At 64.0% G+C, this 17,712-nt stretch carries 8 protein-coding genes; all 8 read left to right on the plus strand.

Translation table 11 applies throughout. The features are described 5' to 3' along the window. The coding region (locus tag RT460_RS14355) for an SIS domain-containing protein (protein ID WP_313319601.1) at positions 1–415 on the plus strand (415 nt) is incomplete at its 5' end. A 406-nt stretch (positions 416–821) separates the two neighbouring features. Beyond that, the gene (locus tag RT460_RS14360; protein ID WP_313319602.1) at positions 822–1,679 is read left to right on the plus strand and encodes a sulfotransferase; all 858 of its coding nucleotides are present in this window, start codon (positions 822–824) and stop codon (positions 1,677–1,679) included. Further along, the gene (locus RT460_RS14365; RefSeq protein WP_313319603.1) at positions 1,676–8,974 is read left to right on the plus strand and encodes a fibronectin type III domain-containing protein; all 7,299 of its coding nucleotides are present in this window, start codon (positions 1,676–1,678) and stop codon (positions 8,972–8,974) included. Before RT460_RS14360 ends, RT460_RS14365 begins: the two co-directional genes overlap by 4 nt. Positions 8,975–9,211: 237 nt before the next feature. Beyond that, positions 9,212–9,730 (plus strand): RNA polymerase sigma factor, encoded by a 519-nt coding sequence (locus RT460_RS14370; protein WP_313319604.1) that lies wholly within the window; start codon positions 9,212–9,214, stop codon positions 9,728–9,730. Between the two features lie 40 nt (positions 9,731–9,770). Beyond that, complete coding sequence (locus tag RT460_RS14375) at positions 9,771–10,907, plus strand: FecR domain-containing protein (RefSeq protein ID WP_313319605.1); 1,137 nt, start codon at positions 9,771–9,773, stop codon at positions 10,905–10,907. A gap of 150 nt (positions 10,908–11,057) precedes the next feature. After that, a complete protein-coding gene (locus RT460_RS14380) occupies positions 11,058–14,219 on the plus strand; it encodes a TonB-dependent receptor (protein WP_313319606.1) in 3,162 nt (1,053 codons plus the stop codon). A gap of 77 nt (positions 14,220–14,296) precedes the next feature. Then, the gene (locus tag RT460_RS14385) at positions 14,297–15,553 is read left to right on the plus strand and encodes a TlpA disulfide reductase family protein (RefSeq protein ID WP_313319607.1); all 1,257 of its coding nucleotides are present in this window, start codon (positions 14,297–14,299) and stop codon (positions 15,551–15,553) included. After that, a complete protein-coding gene (locus RT460_RS14390; RefSeq protein ID WP_313319608.1) occupies positions 15,537–17,660 on the plus strand; it encodes a thioredoxin family protein in 2,124 nt (707 codons plus the stop codon). The genes RT460_RS14385 and RT460_RS14390 overlap by 17 nt, the downstream gene beginning before the upstream one ends. Positions 17,661–17,712 lie beyond the last annotated feature (52 nt).

Below are 17,712 nucleotides of genomic sequence, written 5' to 3' on the forward strand. Positions count from 1 at the left end.
CCGTGGCCTGCATTACCCGATCGCGCTGGAAGGCGCGCTCAAGCTCAAGGAAATCTCCTATATCCACGCCGAAGCCTATCCGGCAGGCGAGCTCAAGCACGGGCCGCTGGCGCTGGTGGATGCGGAGATGCCGGTGGTGGTGATCGCCCCCAACGACAGCCTGCTGGAGAAGGTGAAGTCCAACATGCAGGAAGTGCGTGCCCGTGGCGGCGAACTGTTCGTGTTCACCGACCAGGACAGCAATTTCAATGCCTCCGAGGGCGTGCATGTGATCCGCACCCCGCGCCACGCGGGCGTGCTCAGCCCCATCGTGCACACCATCCCGGTGCAGATGCTGGCCTACCACACGGCCCTGGCCCGCGGCACCGACGTGGACAAGCCGCGTAACCTGGCAAAGAGCGTCACCGTGGAGTAAGTCCTGTCACAGGGGCGTAACCGAGGCTGCGGATAATCCTATCCAGCAGCCCGGTCCTCTCTCCCCCGACGTTGCTCGAAGCCCGGCCTAGCGCCGGGCTTTTGCTTTGTGGGATGTCCGGGCGGTCTTTGCCGATGACGCTGGGCATCTGCTTCGCGGTGCCGTCCGCGTTGGTTTGTGGGATTGGCAGTTTAAAAGTGTGACGTGGATCATAAAGGTCATGATGATCGCGCGACGCTTTAGCCGGTTTACCTAACAGAACCAGCAGCAAAGCCGGCGCGGCCGGCGGGGACGTCATGACAGGGGGCTGTATGTGTGTTGCGAGAGGCGTGCCGCCAGGCTGGGTGGTGCGCGTTCGGTGCTGGACGATGGCTGCTGCTCACGCGGCGGCGGTTGGGCTGCGCGCATGAGCCAGCGCTACCACTTCATTGCCGGCCTGCCACGCTCCGGCTCGACCCTGCTGGCCGGCATCCTGCGCCAGAACCCACGCTTCCACGCGGCCATGAGCAGCCCGGTTGCAGGCCTGATCAATGGCGCGCTGGAGCAGATGGGCGCGGGTGGCGAATCGGCGGCGTTCTTTGACGAGGCCAAGCGCAAGGCCATCTGCAACGCCATCCTGCACGCCTATTACGCCGACACACCGGCGCAGGTGGTGTTTGACACCAACCGCCAGTGGACCGCACGCATGCACCAGCTGGCCGGGTTGGTGCCGGACTTCAAGCTCATCTGCTGCGTACGCAACCCGGCCTGGGTGATGGACAGCTTCGAGGCCATTCATCGCCGCAATCCGTTCGACTACAGCCGCATGTACAACCCGGCCACGCGGCAAACGGTGTACAGCCGCTGCGAACAGCTGATCAGTGCCGGTGGCGTGGTCGGCGGTGCCTGGACCGCGCTGAAGGAAGCCTATTACGGCGAGTTCTCCGAGCGCCTTTTGCTGGTGGACTACGAACTGCTGACCCGCCACCCGGCGCGCACCATGCAACTGGTCTACCAGTTCCTGGGTGAAGCGGAATTCGTGCACGACTTCGACAACGTCGACTACGCCGAAGAAAGTTTCGACCAGCAGTTGGGTGTCAAAGGGCTGCACGACGTGCGCCGCAAAGTCGAGTTCAAGGCCCGGCGCAGCATCCTGCCGCCGGATCTATTCAATAAGTACCAGGACATGGATTTCTGGCAGGACCAGACGGGCACCTCGGCCGGCATCATCGCCGCCCGTCGTTCCGAAACCCAGGCTCCGCTCATCACCAAGGCCACCCCATGAAGCACGCACTGCTCGGCGCACTGTCCACGCTGTTGCTCCCGTTCTCGGCGCACACCGCCGCATCCTCTGCAGGGGGCTATCTGATGCGCGGTGGCTATCAGCCACGCAGCTATATGCGGATGGGGCAGGGTGATGCTGTCACAAGCCTGCCGCTTGGCAAGGCCACCAGCCGCGAGCAGCGGCCCGGTATTGAACAGTCCAGCGACACGCTGGACATCCAGCGGCATGCAGGCATCACCGAGCTGGTCGTGATCGACAGTTCGGTGCAGGACCGTGCCACCCTTTATGCGGGGCTCAATCCTGGCGTGGGCGTGGTTGAGATCGATGCGGGTCATCCAGGACTGCCGCAGCTGGTGCAGGCCCTGCGTGGGTATCGGGGCCTTGCCGCGATCCATGTCGTGTCGCATGCCAGCCCGGGTGCGTTGCAGTTGGGTAGCAGTCGGATTACCGCCGAATCCCTGCATGCCGAGTTGGGGGCGTTGCAGGCATTGCGTACCTCGGTGCGCGAAGGCGCGGACCTGTTGTTCTATGGCTGCGACCTGGCAGCAACTGACGACGGTGAGGTATTGCTGGACATCATCCGTGACCAGAGCGGGATGGACGTGGCGGCATCCTCCAACCTGACAGGCGCTGCGGCGCAGGGCGGGGATTGGTTGCTGGAAGTTCAGCGCGGTGACATCAGGGCATCGCTGGCATTCTCGGAAAAGGCATTGCGGGACTACTCCGGGGTGCTAGCTGCGTCTGCTGGGGTAAAAGCGTTTTCGAGCGGATGGACCGACAACAATATCAATCTTACGTCCACGGATTTCATTGTTACCGGATGGGATGCGGGTGGCTCTCCCATCGGTAACGTCAGCATCTATGCCTATGCTCCGCACGTTGCGTATCTTCAAAATCAATACAACACTTCGACGACCGGTACCTACTTCAAAGTCGCCGCCGACGGAATGAGTACAGGTACTTTCGAGCTCACTGGGCTGGAGGCGGGGGAAGCGCCGGCCCTCGGCGGGCAGTTCACCAACGTGCGTATTGTCGGCATCAAACCGGATGACTCCATAATTACCTCCGTCACCTTGAGTGGTACCACTGCGGAGGATGAGACGTTCTCCTTTGGTCCGTCGCAGCTGGCAGCGTTCAATGGTGTCAAGTTGAAAGCCTTCAAGCTTGTCTTCGACACAAGCTCCGGGTCTGGCACCAAGCCATATTTCGAGTTTCGGAATTTCACGATTGCAGGTGCGCTGGCGCCGTTGGCGTTGCCGTTGGTGTCGGACGCGCGCATAAGTATCACCGGTGCAAATGGGTTGGACAGTTCCTACAAGATCGGCGACACGATTACTGCAACCTGGAACAACACCAACAGCGGTGACAACAACGCCGGAATCACCGGCGTCACCATGGACTTCAGCGAGTTCGGCGGCGGCTCTGCCGTGGCCGCGTCAGACAGTGGTGGCACTTGGACGGCTACCTACACGATCTCCTCCGGGAGTATCGATGCAACCAATCGCAACATCAGCGTAAGTGCGACCAACGCAGCCGGCACAACCACCACCGCCGACACCACCAATGCCACGGTGGACAATAAGCCGCCTTCTGTCAGTAGCATCGCGGTGTCCGGGTCACCATCGGCGACGGATACGTCGATGGCTTTCACCGTCACCTTCAATGAGGCGGTGACGAATGTCTCCACAGACGACTTCACCCTGGTGGGAACGGGATCCGCCACCGGCACTATTGCCAGCGTCTCCGCATCCAACGGTTCATCGGTCAACGTGAACATTGCCAGCATCTCCGGCAACGGCACCCTCAAGGTGAATCTCAATGGGTCGACCAATATCGTCGATGATGCGGGTAACTCTATCCCGTCCTACAGCAGTGGCAGCACTCATACCGTTGCGATACCCGTCGCGCCGGGTGCACCTACCATCGGCACGGCGACGGCTGGTGACGCGCAAGCGACGGTGACTTTCACTGCTCCCGGCAACGGCGGGTCGCCAATCACCACCTATACGGCAACCGCAAACCCTGGCCGAGCCACCGGCAGCTGCGCCGGGCCAAGCGCCTGTGTCATCAGCATCGGTAATCTGACAAATGGCACGGCCTACACCTTCAGTGTCACTGCGACAAATGCGTCGGGCACTGGCAGTGCGTCCGGCACGTCAAACAGTGTCACCCCGATGGCCAACCAGATCATCACCTTCACCCAGCCGTCCAGCTACAACTTTGGTGCTACGCCTACGCTGACTGCCAGCTCTGCCTATACAGTAAGTGAGGCAGCAACGGGCTTTGCGATCGACTTCACTTCGTCAACGACAGGCGTGTGCATGGTGACAAGTGGTGGCGCGCTGACATTCGTTTCCGCCGGCACTTGCACCATTGATGCGGACCAGGCGGGTAACGCGTCGACGAACGCTGCTTCCACAGTCACCCGTAGTTTCACGGTCAATGCGATAGCTCCTTCTGCGCCTGGCATAGGCTCGGCGACTGCCGGCGACCAGCAGGCTTCGGTGACCTTCAGCGCGCCGGCAAGCAACGGTGGCGCCACCACCACGGGGTACACCGTCACTGCAAACCCTGGTGGCAATACCGGAACCGGCTCATCCTCGCCGGTCACCGTGACCGGGCTGACCAACGGCGTGCCCTACACCTTCTCGGTAACGGCGACCAATTCGGCGGGCACCGGCGCTGCATCCTTGATCAGCAACAGCGTCGTTCCTGCCGCGCCACAGACTATTAACTTTGCCAACCCGGGTTCACAGAACTTCGGCACATCGCCCACCTTGACGGCGACCGCGGATTCGAACCTGGATGTGACCTTTACATCCGCCACGACAGGTGTCTGCACCATCACCTCCTACGGGGTGCTGGCATTCGTCACGGCAGGCAGTTGCACCATCCTGGCTGATCAGGCGGGCGACAGCTCTTACCTGCCGGCGACGCAGGTTTCGCGTACCTTCACCGTCAACGCGACCGTCGCCGGTGCGCCGGCCTCCGTGGTTGCCACCGCCGGTGACACCCAGGTCAGCGTGGCCTTCACTGCGCCCACCACCACCGGCGGGGCAAGCATTACCGGGTATACGGTCACTGTCAGTCCGGCCGATGTCGCCCCCGTCAATGGCGCAGGCTCTCCGATCGTGGTGACGGGTTTGACCAATGGCCAGTCGTATACCTTTACAGTCACTGCCGACAACAGTGCCGGTACCGGACCGGCGTCAGGTGCATCGGGCTCGGTCATACCCGCAGCGGCCCAGACCATCACCTTCAACAACCCGGGGGCACAGAACTTCGGTACGACACCGACGTTGTCGGCCACTTCGGATTCCGGGTTGACGCCTGCGTTCACGTCCAGCACGACCGCGGTCTGCACGATCACCACCGGTGGCGCGCTGACCTTCGTGACTGCAGGCACCTGCACCATCAACGCGGATCAAGCTGGCAACGCTTCCTATCTGGCAGCATCCCAAGTCACCCGAAGCTTCACCGTGAACGCTGTGGTAGCAGGAGCACCGCAGAATCCCGTGGCCACGGCAAGCGACGGTGCGGCTAGTGTGGCCTTTGACGCTCCCAGCTTCTCCGGCGGCGCAGCCATCACCGGTTACACCGTTGCTGTCATTCCGGCTGATGTATCGCCGGTCAGTGCTTCCAGCTCCCCGATTGCGGTGGCCGGGCTGACCAATGGCCGAGCCTACGAGTTCACGATTACTGCCAACAACAGTGCTGGTGCTGGTCCAGCGTCAAGCCCATCCAACGCGGTGACACCCACCGCAAACCAGACCATCACGTTTACCAACCCGGGGCCGCAGAACTTCGGCACATCGCCCACCTTGACGGCGACCACGGATTCGGGCGCAGCAGTAACCTTCACTTCGGGCTCTACAAGCGTGTGCACCATCACCAGCGTGGGCGCGCTGAGCTTCCTGACAGTGGGTAACTGCACCATCCATGCTGATCAGAGTGGCGACGCGAGCTTCACCGCAGCCACGCGGGTTAGCCAGAGCTTCGCCGTGCAGGCGGTGGTGCCTGCGGCGCCGGTGATCGGTGTCGCGACGATGACGTCTGCAACCGCTGCAGAGGTCCAATTCACCGCACCGGCCTTCGACGGCGGCGCGACGATCACCCAGTACGAGGTGGTGCCGTCACCGGCTGTAGCGGGTGGCCCGTTCGTGGGCAACAGCTCACCCGTGGCAGTGGATGGATTGACCGCAGGGCAGAGCTATACCTTCTCCGTGCTGGCACGCAACAGCGCCGGTGACAGCCCCGCCTCGGCCGTATCCAACGCATTGCAGCCGATGGCCGCACAGACCATTTCCTTCAGTGTGGCCGGCAGCTACGACTTCGGCACCACGCCGACGCTGAGTGCCACCTCCAGTTCGGGCTTGCCAGTGCGCCTGGCGGTGGATGCCGGCAGCGCATCGGTGTGTGCAATCACCAATGAGGTGCTCAGCTTTGCATCGGTGGGCACCTGCACCGTGCATGCCGACCAAGCCGGCGATGCCAGCCATGACCCGGCAGCGCGGGTCAGCCAGAGTTTCATCGTGCAGGCCGTGGTGCCCGCAGCGCCGGCAATTGGCAGCGCCACCATGCTGTCCGAGACGAGTGCCGAGGTGAGCTTCACCGTGCCGGCCTTCGACGGTGGCGCGGCGATTACCGGCTATCAGGTGTTGCCGCACCCCGCTACCGTGGGAGGGGCCACATATGTGGGTACCGGCTCACCCATACGCGTGACCGGCCTGACCAAGGGCGTGCACTATTCGTTCGCCGTAGTAGCCATCAACAGTGTCGGTGAGGGCGCGGCCTCGGCGCTGTCGAATACGTTGTTCATGGTGCCGCTGCTTGAAGCCCATCCGGTCACGCAGAACGTTGCCTATGGCACTGCGACGGAAATCACCCCTTCGGTCACCGGTGCCTACCAGGCGGTGACCGTCATTGTGGGCCCTGGCAATGGTTCGGCCGATGTCCTGGGTACCCGCTTGACCTACACGCCGACCCTTGGCTACGTCGGCCCGGACAGCTTCACTTACGCGGTGATGGACGGCTACTCGAGCGCAACGGCGACGGTTGATGTGATGGTTGGCCCGCCCAGCCTGTCGATGGACAGCGGTGTGCCGGACGCTGTTGCCAGCTCCGTTTACCAGCATCAGTTGGTCACCCATGGTGGCATTGAGGGCTATTCCTACGTTGTGACTTCGGGCAGCCTGCCGCCTGGCGTGAAACTGTCGGATGCGGGCCTGCTCAGCGGCACGCCTACCCAGACCGGTAACTTCACTTTCACCGTCAGCAGTACTGACAGCAGCACCGGTGCCGGGCCGTTCACGGTGGCACAGGGCTACACGCTGGTGGTCACAAACGCCAACCTGGAACTGGCGACGTCGGAGCTGACCACGGCGTTTGGCGGGCAGCACTACCGCATGCAGCTCTACAGCCAGGGCGGTACGGCACCTTACAGTTACAGCATTGCCGACGGGCAGCTGCCGGCAGGGCTGTCGTTGAGCGCGGGCGGTGAAATCAGTGGCGTGCCGGAAATGGCAGGAACGTTCGCGTTCACCGCGCAGGTGACGGACGCGAACGGCTTTGCCGACACCGCCAGCCTCAGCCTGAAGGTCGAGGCGGGGTTGCAGGTGATCCATGACATGGCAACCGATCCCGCCGAGCCCGTGTTCGCCACGGCTGGAACCTTCGTCGTATCGGCACAGGGAGGGCAGTCCGGTAACCCGCTGGTGTACGGCAGCGGTTCGCCGGCGATCTGCAGCGTGGCGGGCAATGTGGTGACCATGCTGGATGCGGGCACCTGTGTGCTGACCATCGACCAGGCCGGCAACGGCCAGTATCTGGCGGCACAGCAGGCCGTGCTGCACGTGGAAATTGCGGCTGCTGCGCCGTCGCTGACGTGGTTGGATGGCATCAACAAGGTGTATGGCGAGGCCGCCTTCGATCTCCCTGATCCCAGCAGCAACAGTGCGGGTGCCTTCAGCTTCAGCAGCAGTGATACCGGCGTGGCGACGATCAGCGGCCGCACGGTGACGCTGGTGGGCGAGGGCAGCGCTACCCTGACCGCACACCAGGCAGCGCAGGGGGGCTATACCGCAGCCAGTGTGGAGCTGAACCTGACCGTCAATGCACGGCCTGACCCGACCGCCGACGCCAACGTGCGTGGGAGCTTGCAGGCGCAGGTGGATGCCAGCGTGCGCTTCAGTCGCGTGCAGCTGGGCAATATCCAGTCGCGCCTGCAGCAGGTGCGTTCGGGTGGCAATCCGTCTTCGGCGACGTTGACGCTGGCCTATGCCGGCGACCTGCTTGGACAGGCCTTGTCGGTGCCGGTGCAGCTGCCGGTCAACCAGTTCACTGGCATGCCCAGCGGTTGGGGCGGCTGGATGTCAGGCACGGCCACGTTTGGCAGCAGCGGTCAGCAGCAGGGAGGGGGTTTCGACTTCAACACCGATGGCATCAGCCTGGGCGTGGACCGTCGTTATGGCGACAACGGCCTGCTGGGCATGGCCGCCAGCCTGGGCCGCAACCGCAGCCGGTTGGACAACTCACCCTCACGGATGGATGCCGATCAGTACTCTCTGGCGGTGTATGGCCTGTGGCGTGCCGGCGAGCACGTGTTTGTTGATGGTGTGCTGGCGCAGGGCCGGCTGGACTTCGACATCGCACGCTGGAGTGATGACGCCAACGCCATTGCGGTGGGCCAACGCGATGGCAGCCAGACCTTCGGGGCGTTGACCTTCGGCTATCAGCAGCAGCACGGCGCCACCACGTTGTCCGGCTATGGCCGCTTTGATGGCAGCCAAACCCATCTGGACGGCTACCGCGAGCATGGTCTGCAGGCGTACGACCTGGCCTATGCACGGCAGACTGTACGCAATAGCGGGTTGGCGCTGGGCTTTGACGGTAGCTACAGCTGGCAGGGTGAGCGCTTGCAACTGCGGCCGTTCTGGAAGTTGGAGTACCGGCAGTCGCTGTCCAACAACGGTGATGCGTGGATGAACTATGTGCAGCAGCCCAGCACGGATGGCTATCTGCTGAAGATGCAGGGCTACGCCGACAACATGCTCACCGCCGGGCTTGGGCTGGACATGCAGACCCGCAATGGCTGGCTGATCTCGCTGTTGTTCGGTCGGGATCAAGGCAGCAACAGCGCCTCCAGCAACAGCGTTGGTCTGCGGATCTCCTACGGCAAGGGTGGCGGGGGCGTCGGCATGGGCGCAGCTGACGGGGCCCGACTGGATGACTGCCAGGGCCGGCGTTGCCGGCGTGGCGCAGGAGTGCAGGGACAGGGGGAGCAGAACTGGCCCTGATCGCGTCCTGATGCGGTGACGACAACGCCCGGCCCATGCCGGGCGTTGTCGTTCCGGCCCCGGTAAGCTGGCCGCCAATGTGATGATTGGCTGAACGAATTGAACGCCCGGAGTACCCAAATCGCCCCTTGCCACGCACTGCATGGTCAAGGGGGCGCCACGCTGTCGCCCGCCATTGGGAGCTGCTGATGACAAGCGGGAGAGGCCGGTGCCGTAGGCGCTGGCGTGGAGGCGGTGATGTCGCCGGCTGAACAGGAACAGCCCGGCCGCGAGTTCGCGGCCCGCGCGGTCCATGACTACAGCGCCGAGCTGCATCGCTTCCTGCGCCGGCGGGTGGCCGAGGCCCAGGACCTGGGCGACCTGGTGCAGGAGGTCTACCTGCGCCTGCTGCGCGTGCAGAACATCGAGACCGTGCGTAATCCACTGGCCTACATCTATGGCATCGCCGCGCATGTGGCCAGCGAGTTCAACATGCGCCAGCGACAGGGGCGCATGGTCTACGACTCGACCGTGGTTGAGGCAGTCGCCGAGAACCCCGGGCAGGCGGCTTTCAGCGAGGGTGGTGGGTTCTTTGAGCGACAGGTGGGTGACGCGCTGGCACAGCTGCCGCCCAATCGGTTGGCGGTGCTGCTGCTGGAGCGACGCGAGGGCCTGAGCCATGCGCAGATCGCCCAGCGGCTGGGGCTGAGCGTGCATACGGTGAAGAAATACAGTGTTGAAGCGCTGGCACATGTACGCGCGAGCTTGGAACGATGAACAGGATGTGGACCTTGCTACGGGCAGGGCGGGTGAAGCCATGAATATCTATCGCACATCGCCGCAGCAGAGCCGGGAGCGCGCCGCACGTGAGGCCGCAGAGTGGCTGCACGTCATGGGTGGCACGCCCAGCGACGCCGACCGCAGCGGTTTCGCAGCCTGGGTGGCGCGCTCGCCGCTGCATCTTGAAGAACTGTTGATGGCGCAGCTGGTGGAGCGCGAGCTGGCTACCAGTGCGGCGCTGCAGGCCTTCGATCTGGACGCGGTGCTGGCGCAGGCACAGGTGCAGGACAACGTGGTGGCGCTGCGCGATGCGCCGGCAGTGGCGCCGGTCGCCAGCCCGGCGCCCGCCGCGCCGGTGGCGCGTGGCCGTCGGCGTCGCTTTGGTTGGGCGCTGGCTGCCGGTGTTGCCGCCAGTGCGCTGCTGTTGGGCAGTTGGAAACTGCTGCAGCCGGAGGTGCCGGTGTACCAGTACGCCAGTGCGGTTGGCGAGCAGCGCAACATTGCCTTGGCCGATGGCTCGATGGTGACCTTGGCGCCGGCCTCGTATATCGCCGTGCGTTTCAGTGCCGGGGTGCGTGATATCGAGCTGCGTGACGGCGAAGCCACCTTTGATGTGGCCCATGACAGCAGCCGTCCGTTCCGCGTGCATGCCGGCGACAACACCGTGCAGGCGGTGGGCACGCGCTTCACCGTCAACCGGCTGCCTTCGGGCACGCTGGTCGCGGTCAGCGAAGGCAAGGTCAAGGTGACTGCCAACGGTAGCTGGCTGGAATCACTGTGGCGCGATGATGTCGCCACCCTGGAAGCAGGCAAGGCCAAGGTGGAGTCACTGGGGCGTCCGGCCGCATTGTCGGCCGGTGAGCAGGCGCGGATCCCGCAGGGGCAGCAGGCCATGCTGCGGATGCCGCTGGAAGTGCCGAACGAACCCGTCGATGGCAAGCGCCGGCTGAGTTTCCGCAATGACACCCTGGCCGACATCATCAGTGAGTTCAACCGCTACAACCCGCGTCCCATCGTGGTCACCGACCCGTTGGTCCGCGAGCAGCGCTATAGCGGCGTGTTCTATGCCGATGACGCGGACTCCTTCCTGCAGTTCCTGGAATGCTGCTCGCAGTTGCGGGTCAGCCGGCAGGCCGACCGTAACGTCATCGATGGCCGCGGTAGCCGCCACTAAGTGCTGCCGCGCAGTTTGAAAAAATATTTTCTGCAGTGAGTACCCTTTTCTTGCACTCGGACACACGGATGTAACAAGAGGCCGGTTTCGCCAGCAGGTGACGCCGGTTGCTTCGGTAACCATTCGATGTCTTTCGGGGGCGAATTATCCATGGGGTCCAGCACTAATCTTCGTAAACACACGCTGGTGACAGCAGTGGCGGTAGCGCTGCTGCTGGGTGCCGGCAATGTTGCTTTGGCGCAGTCGGCACAGGGGGCTGGGTCGGCGGCACAGGCAGCGATATTCCAGTTCGACGTTCCGGCGCAGCCTTTGGCATCGGCCTTGGAAGCATTCGCCGAGCAGAGCGGGCTGCAGGTGGTCTATGCAGGCGGTGCCGGTGCCAGCGTGCGCAGCGCTGCGATAGACGGCTCGCTTGATGCCGATAGCGCGTTGCAGCAGCTGCTGGCACCGACGGGCTATAGGCACGCCTTCGTCAATGCCAAGACGGTCGCCATCCGTGAACGGGACAGCGCCGGCGATGTGGTGCAGCAGGGCGGCGATGCCGAAACGCTGGAGACGATCAATGTCACCGGTACCTATCTTAAGAACATCGATCCAGCCTCGCCGCTGATCGTGATCGACGCGCAGCTGATCGAAAGCCGCGGCTATGCCTCGATCGAGGACGTGCTGCGCAACCTGCCGCAGAACTTCTCCAACCGCACCAGCGCCTCGCGCGCGCTGGGCGAGGTGGAGTACGGCAGCACGTATGGCGATGGTGTGTCAGGACTGGGCTCTTCCGGTGCCAACCTGCGTGGCCTGGGCAGCCGTTCAACGCTGATCCTGGTGGATGGCCGCCGCCGCAGCGGCTCGGCGCAGGCGCAGGGCGCCTACACCGATATTTCTTCCATCCCGGTGTCGCAGATCGAGCGCATCGAGGTGCTCAGCGATGGTGCCAGCGCCATCTATGGCTCCGATGCGGTCGCCGGTGTGATCAACATCGTGCTGAAGAAGTCCTATGACGGCACCACCGCGCAGTTGCGCCATGAGAACTCCAGCACCGGCGCCGATGTATCACGGCTGGACCTGGCGCATACCTTTGGTTACAGCAGTGGCCACGTGACCGCAGCGGCAGGCCGCGAGCGCAGCCTGCCGGCCGATGTGAACAGCCTGATCCACTCGGGCCCGAACGGGCGAGGTGACTTCACTGATCGTGGCGGTATCAACGGGCGTACCCGCAACAAAGGCCAGCCGGGCGTGGTCTATGAATCCGAAGATTGGGGCATCGGCTACCACTTCGTGGGCGAGGTGATCGGTGTGATCCCCGGTGGCCAGGACGGCAGCGCGCTGGATCCGGACAGCCTGTTGCCGTATGACCCGGCCACCGCACCGTCCACCTATGAGCGCAGCCGCATCGGTCCCAAGGTCGAAAACAGCTATGCACGCCTCAGCGGCGTACATGACCTGGGCCCCACCACCGAGCTGAACTATGGCATCAGCCATGTGCGCCAGATCAACAAGGAGAACTGGCGACCGACGCTGTTCGACTTCGGCATCTTCGAAGACGGTTACAACGCCTATATCCCGGAGAGCAACCCGTACAACACCTTCGGACGTGATGTGCTGGTGGGGTATTCGTTCGAGCGCGAGTTCAACGGCATGAACCTGAGCGAGGACCAGGAGCAGACCAATACCGATGCCCATATCGGCATCAACGGCAAGTTGCCCTTCGCCAAGGGCTGGGACTACGAGGCGACCTTCAGCATGGGCCGCGAGAAGGGCGCCACGTCCGCGCTGATGGATCTCACTGGTTCGATGGGTGCCGACGGCTATGCGCGCACCCTGGAGGTTCTCAACGGCCTGAACGTGTTTGGCGATGGCAGCAACGAGGCCATCGTCACGCGTAACCGCGAGCTGCTGCAGAGTCTGGTCGAGCGTCACGTCTACCGTTTCCAGGCGCGTGCCAACACCATCGATCTGCTGACCCGTGGTGAACTGTTTGAGTTGCCGGCCGGCAAGATCGAAGCCGCCCTCGGTGCACAGCATCGCGAGCAGCGCTACAGCTTCGAGAGCAATCTCGGTGAGCGCCTGTCCACCGAGAGCGAAGGCAAGTCCGAAGCGGTTTTCACCGAGATCGGCATACCGCTGTTGAAGGACAAGCCGCTGGCAAAACTGCTGAGCTTGACTGTGGCGGCACGCTACGAGCGCTTCGACCAGCAGGGTGACAGTGCGTTGCGCGACAGCTCGTTTGGGCTGAGCGAGCTGGGTGGCTTTGATGTCGGGGAGCTCACCGGCCTGCGCAATGATGGCGCCGGTGGCATCACCGGTAGCGATAGCGCGGTGTCACGCAGTTTCAGCCGCACCAGCCCGCTGGCACGCCTGGCATGGAAGCCCCTCGAGCAACTGCGTCTACGTGCCACTTGGGGTGAGTCCTTCCTGGTACCGCAGGCCCAACAGCAGTTCGGGCAGCTGATCATGGATGACTACACCTCGCGGGTAATCTACAACGGCGGGAAATTGCCCGATGGCGTCACCCAGATCCTGGGTCTCAGTGGCCCGAATGCGAATTTGAAACCGCAGGTCGCCAGCGTCGTGACCTACGGATTCGATTGGGTACCCGGCTTCGCCAGTGGATTACAGCTATCGGCCACCTACAACCGCACCACCTTCGATAACTATATCGGCGACCCGCTGTCGGGTTTGACCTATTCGGAGATCTTCAAGGACATCAGCAAGATGCCCGAAGGGACCTTCACCGTGGGCGAAAACGGGGTGATGCTGTGGGACAACCGCGCCATCAACTTCATGGGCCGCCGCTCGCGCAGCATCGACACCACGGCCAGCTACTACTTCGGCAACGACTGGGGCGACTGGCGCATCGAGCTCAATGCGGTACGCACGCTGGAACTGACATCGCGCTCGTTGGCGTCGATGCCGACCTTGACCTACTCGGACAGCGAGCTGGGCCCGAGCAAGTGGGCCGGTGATCTGTTCGTCGGCTGGGAAGGCAATGCGTGGTTCGCCTCGCTGGGCAGCCATTACAGCGCCGCGCACCGGGTGCTGTACCCGCTGTCGGCGGTCGCTACCGACTACAACGATTTCATCCCCAACGAGAACCCGCGCAGGCGCTCGGCGTCCTACACCACCTTCGACGCACAGCTGGGCTATCGCAAGCGCCAGCGTGACGGCTGGTTGGGCGGAGTGACCGCGCGCCTGGGCGTGCAGAACATGTTCGACCGCGATTATCCATTCGTTGACAACATGTCCGGCTTCGTCTCCAACCGCGTCAACATCCGTGGCCGGGTGCTCTACCTGGACATCAAGAAAGAGTTCTGAGGCAGCGCCCAGATCGTGCAACAACGCGGCGCGCCGATCCTCGTCGGCGGCGCGCCGCATCCATCGCAAGGAAATCCATGAAGTCCATCGCCTACACCACGCGCTCCTGCCTGCTGGCAGCCACAGTTGCATCCGTCATCGCGCTCAGCGCTTGCAATGCTTCTGCGCCGGATTCCGCGCCTGCACAGCAGGCCAACGCGACACAGGCAGGCAGTGCCGCCTACAGCATCCGCGGCACGCTGCCGGATCTGCCCGATGGCACCGAACTGAAGTTGCTGGTGCCGTCGCTGGCCACCGACCCGCTGCATGTCGAACCGGTAGCCTCCGCCACAGCGCAGGGCGGGGCATTCGTGCTCAGCGGCCAGGTACAACAGGCAGTGCCGGCGGTGCTGATGGTTGGCAATCTGGGGTCGGTCAAGCTGGTGCTGGAACCGGGTGAACTGCGTATCGAGCAGGGCCCGCTGGGCCCGGTGGCCAAGGGGGGCAGCCTCACCGAGCGGGTTTACGGTTATCTCGAGGATCCAGCCTACGTGGCTGCGTTCAAGGCCAACCGCGAAGCCAACCGCAAGGCCTTCGAGGGTGTGGACGAGACCGACGAGGCAGCGATGAAGGTCGCGCGTGAGTCGGTGGCTGCGCCGTTCGCGGCCTTGTCCAAGGTCCGCAACGATTACGACGCGCCCCTCATTGATGGCAACGGTCCGGCCCTGCTCAAGCTGCTGGTGCTGAGCGAGAATTACGACTGGAAGTGCTATGACATGGCGCGCCGCGCGCAGCTGCTGGCCAGCTACAAGCAGGAGCTGGGCGAGCACCCGCTGATCACCCAGATGGAGCAGGCCGCGGCCGACTACGCCAAGACCCAGCAGCTGGCCGAGAAGTTCGGGCCGGGCAAGCCCTATGCCGACATCGAGGCCGTCGGGGTGGATGGCAAGGTGGTCAAGCTGTCCGAGGTGCTGGCACGCAACAAGCTGGTGCTGCTGGATTTCTGGGCGTCGTGGTGTGGCCCCTGCCGTGGTGAATTCCCGCATCTGCTGAAGGTCTACCGCGAGTTCCACGCGCATGGCTTCGAGATATATGCCGTGTCGCTGGACGAGGACAAGGCCGATTGGACCAAGGCCATGCAGGAAGAAGGAGGCAGCAACGATCTGCCCTGGATCAATCTGCAGGCGCCGGGCTTCGAGGACAAGGCCGCACAGACCTATGGTGTGGTGCAGCTGCCGCAGAACTACCTGATCGCTGGCGACGGCACGATTGTCGGTGTCGGCATGCGCGAGTGGGACGTCGAGCGCGCGGTGCGTGCGCAGATCAAGAAGGTCGAAGATGCACCTGCACGTTGATGTTCTCCGCCGCGCGGCCCTGACGGCGCTGTTGCTGCTGGGCGTGCTGCTGCCCGGCAGCGTGCTGGCACAGGTGCAGGCCGAGCTGGTAGCCGCGCAGCGCTCGGTGCAGCCGGGCCAGCCGTTGCAGTTGGCGCTGCGCATGCAGCACGACCCGCATTGGCACAGCTTCTGGAAGAACGCCGGTACTGGCCTGCCGACCAAGCTGATGTGGGACTTGCCCCCCGGCTGGACGGCTGAGGCCATCCAATGGCCAACCCCGATCCTGGTGCGCGACCGCGAAGGCAATATCACCGGTCACGGCTACGAAGGCCTGTCCTACCTGCCGGTGCGCCTTATCGCGCCGGCCGACCTGAAGCCCGGCAGCGAGGTCGCGCTGAAGGCGCAGGCACGTTGGTTGATGTGCGAGACCGTCTGTATCCCGGGCAAGGCGGCGGTGAGCCTGCGCGTGCCGGTCAGCAGCGATACGCCGGAGGCCGATGCCGATGTACAGGCGGCGCTGGCAGCCTTGCCGATGCCCGCATCCAGCGATGGCTGGAAGCTGGCGGCAACCCGCGAAAAGGATGGTCTGACCCTGCGCGTGGCAGCACCGGCCGACATGGTCGACCTGCACTTCTTCCCAGCCGATGAGTTCGTGTCGTACAAGGTGCCGCAGACCATCGGCAACCGTGGCGCACGTGCCTTGCTGAAACTGCCACTGGATGCGGCCGAAACCATGCCGGCCGATGCCACGCTGCGTGGCGTGCTGGCCTACAGCGATGCACAGGGCGCCTATCGTGGTGTTGCCATCGAGCTACCGTTCGTGGCTGAAGCCGAAGCCTCCACGCTGGTCGGTACGGCTGACCTGGGACCGGCGCCGACCTCGGCGGCCGCTGACGGCGGCACGCGTCAGCTGTCCTTTGTCGTCCTGCTGTTTGCCGTGCTGGGCGGGCTCATCCTCAACCTGATGCCATGCGTGTTCCCGGTACTGGGCCTGAAGGTTGTCGGCTTCATCGAGCAGGCCGGCAACGACAGGCGCAAGGTCAGCCTGCATGCGCTGTCGTTCACCGCTGGCGTGCTGCTGTCGTTCTGGGCGTTGGCCGGACTGCTGGCAGTACTGCGCGAAGGTGGTCAGCAGCTGGGCTGGGGCTTCCAGCTGCAGTCGGCGCCGTTCGTGTTCGTACTGGCGCTGGTGATGCTGGGCTTTGCGATGAATCTCAGCGGCGTGTTCGAGGTGGGCATGCGCGCCACCGGCATTGGCTCCGGCTTGCAGACACGCACTGGCGTGGCGGGCAGCTTCTTCAGCGGCATGCTGGCCACCGTGGTGGCCACGCCGTGCAGCGCGCCGTTCCTGGCACCGGCGCTGGGTGCAGCCTTGGCGCTGCCCACCGTGCAGTCGTTCGTGGTGTTTACCGCGATCGCGCTGGGCCTGGCGCTGCCGTATCTGCTGCTGTCGGTGTTCCCGTCGCTGGTGAAGCTGTTGCCGCGCCCGGGTGCCTGGATGGAGACGTTCAAACAGCTGATGGCGTTCCCGCTGTATGCCACCGTGGCCTATCTGCTGTGGGTACTGGCCGGGCAGCTGCAGGAGGCGGCGTTGCTCAACGCCTTGCTGGCCCTCGCCCTGCTGGGGTTCGGCCTGTGGCTGTATGGCCGCGGTACGCGTCCTGAGGCCCGCGGCGGTCGAGCCCGGTTAAGCGTTGCCGCCGGCGTGCTGGTGCTGGTAACGGCCGTGCTGTCTGGCTGGCCGCGTGCGCCGGCGCCGGAGCAATTGCAGTGGGAGGCCTGGAGCAGCGAGCGTGTGCAGCAGCTGCAGGCCGAAGGCCGGCCGATCTATGTTGATTTCACCGCACGCTGGTGCGCGACCTGCCAGGTCAACAAGAAGGTGGTTTTCGCCTCCGCTCGGGTGCGCGACTACTTCCGTGAGCACCACGTTGCAGCGTTGAAGGCCGACTGGACCAATGCCGACCCGCTGATCACCGCCGAGCTCGAGCGATGGAACCGCAGCGCAGTGCCGTTCAACCTGGCCTATCCGGCCGGCGGCGGACCACCGCGCGAACTGCCCGAAGTACTCACGCCGGAGATCGTGCTCTCCGCGCTGGACGACGCAACCCCACAAGGACGGGATTGAACCCCCGTCGCTGACTTCCCCGCGCCCCCGGGCGCATATCAAGAGAACGCAA

This window comes from Stenotrophomonas sp., assembly GCF_032061965.1.
Lineage (GTDB): Bacteria > Pseudomonadota > Gammaproteobacteria > Xanthomonadales > Xanthomonadaceae > Stenotrophomonas.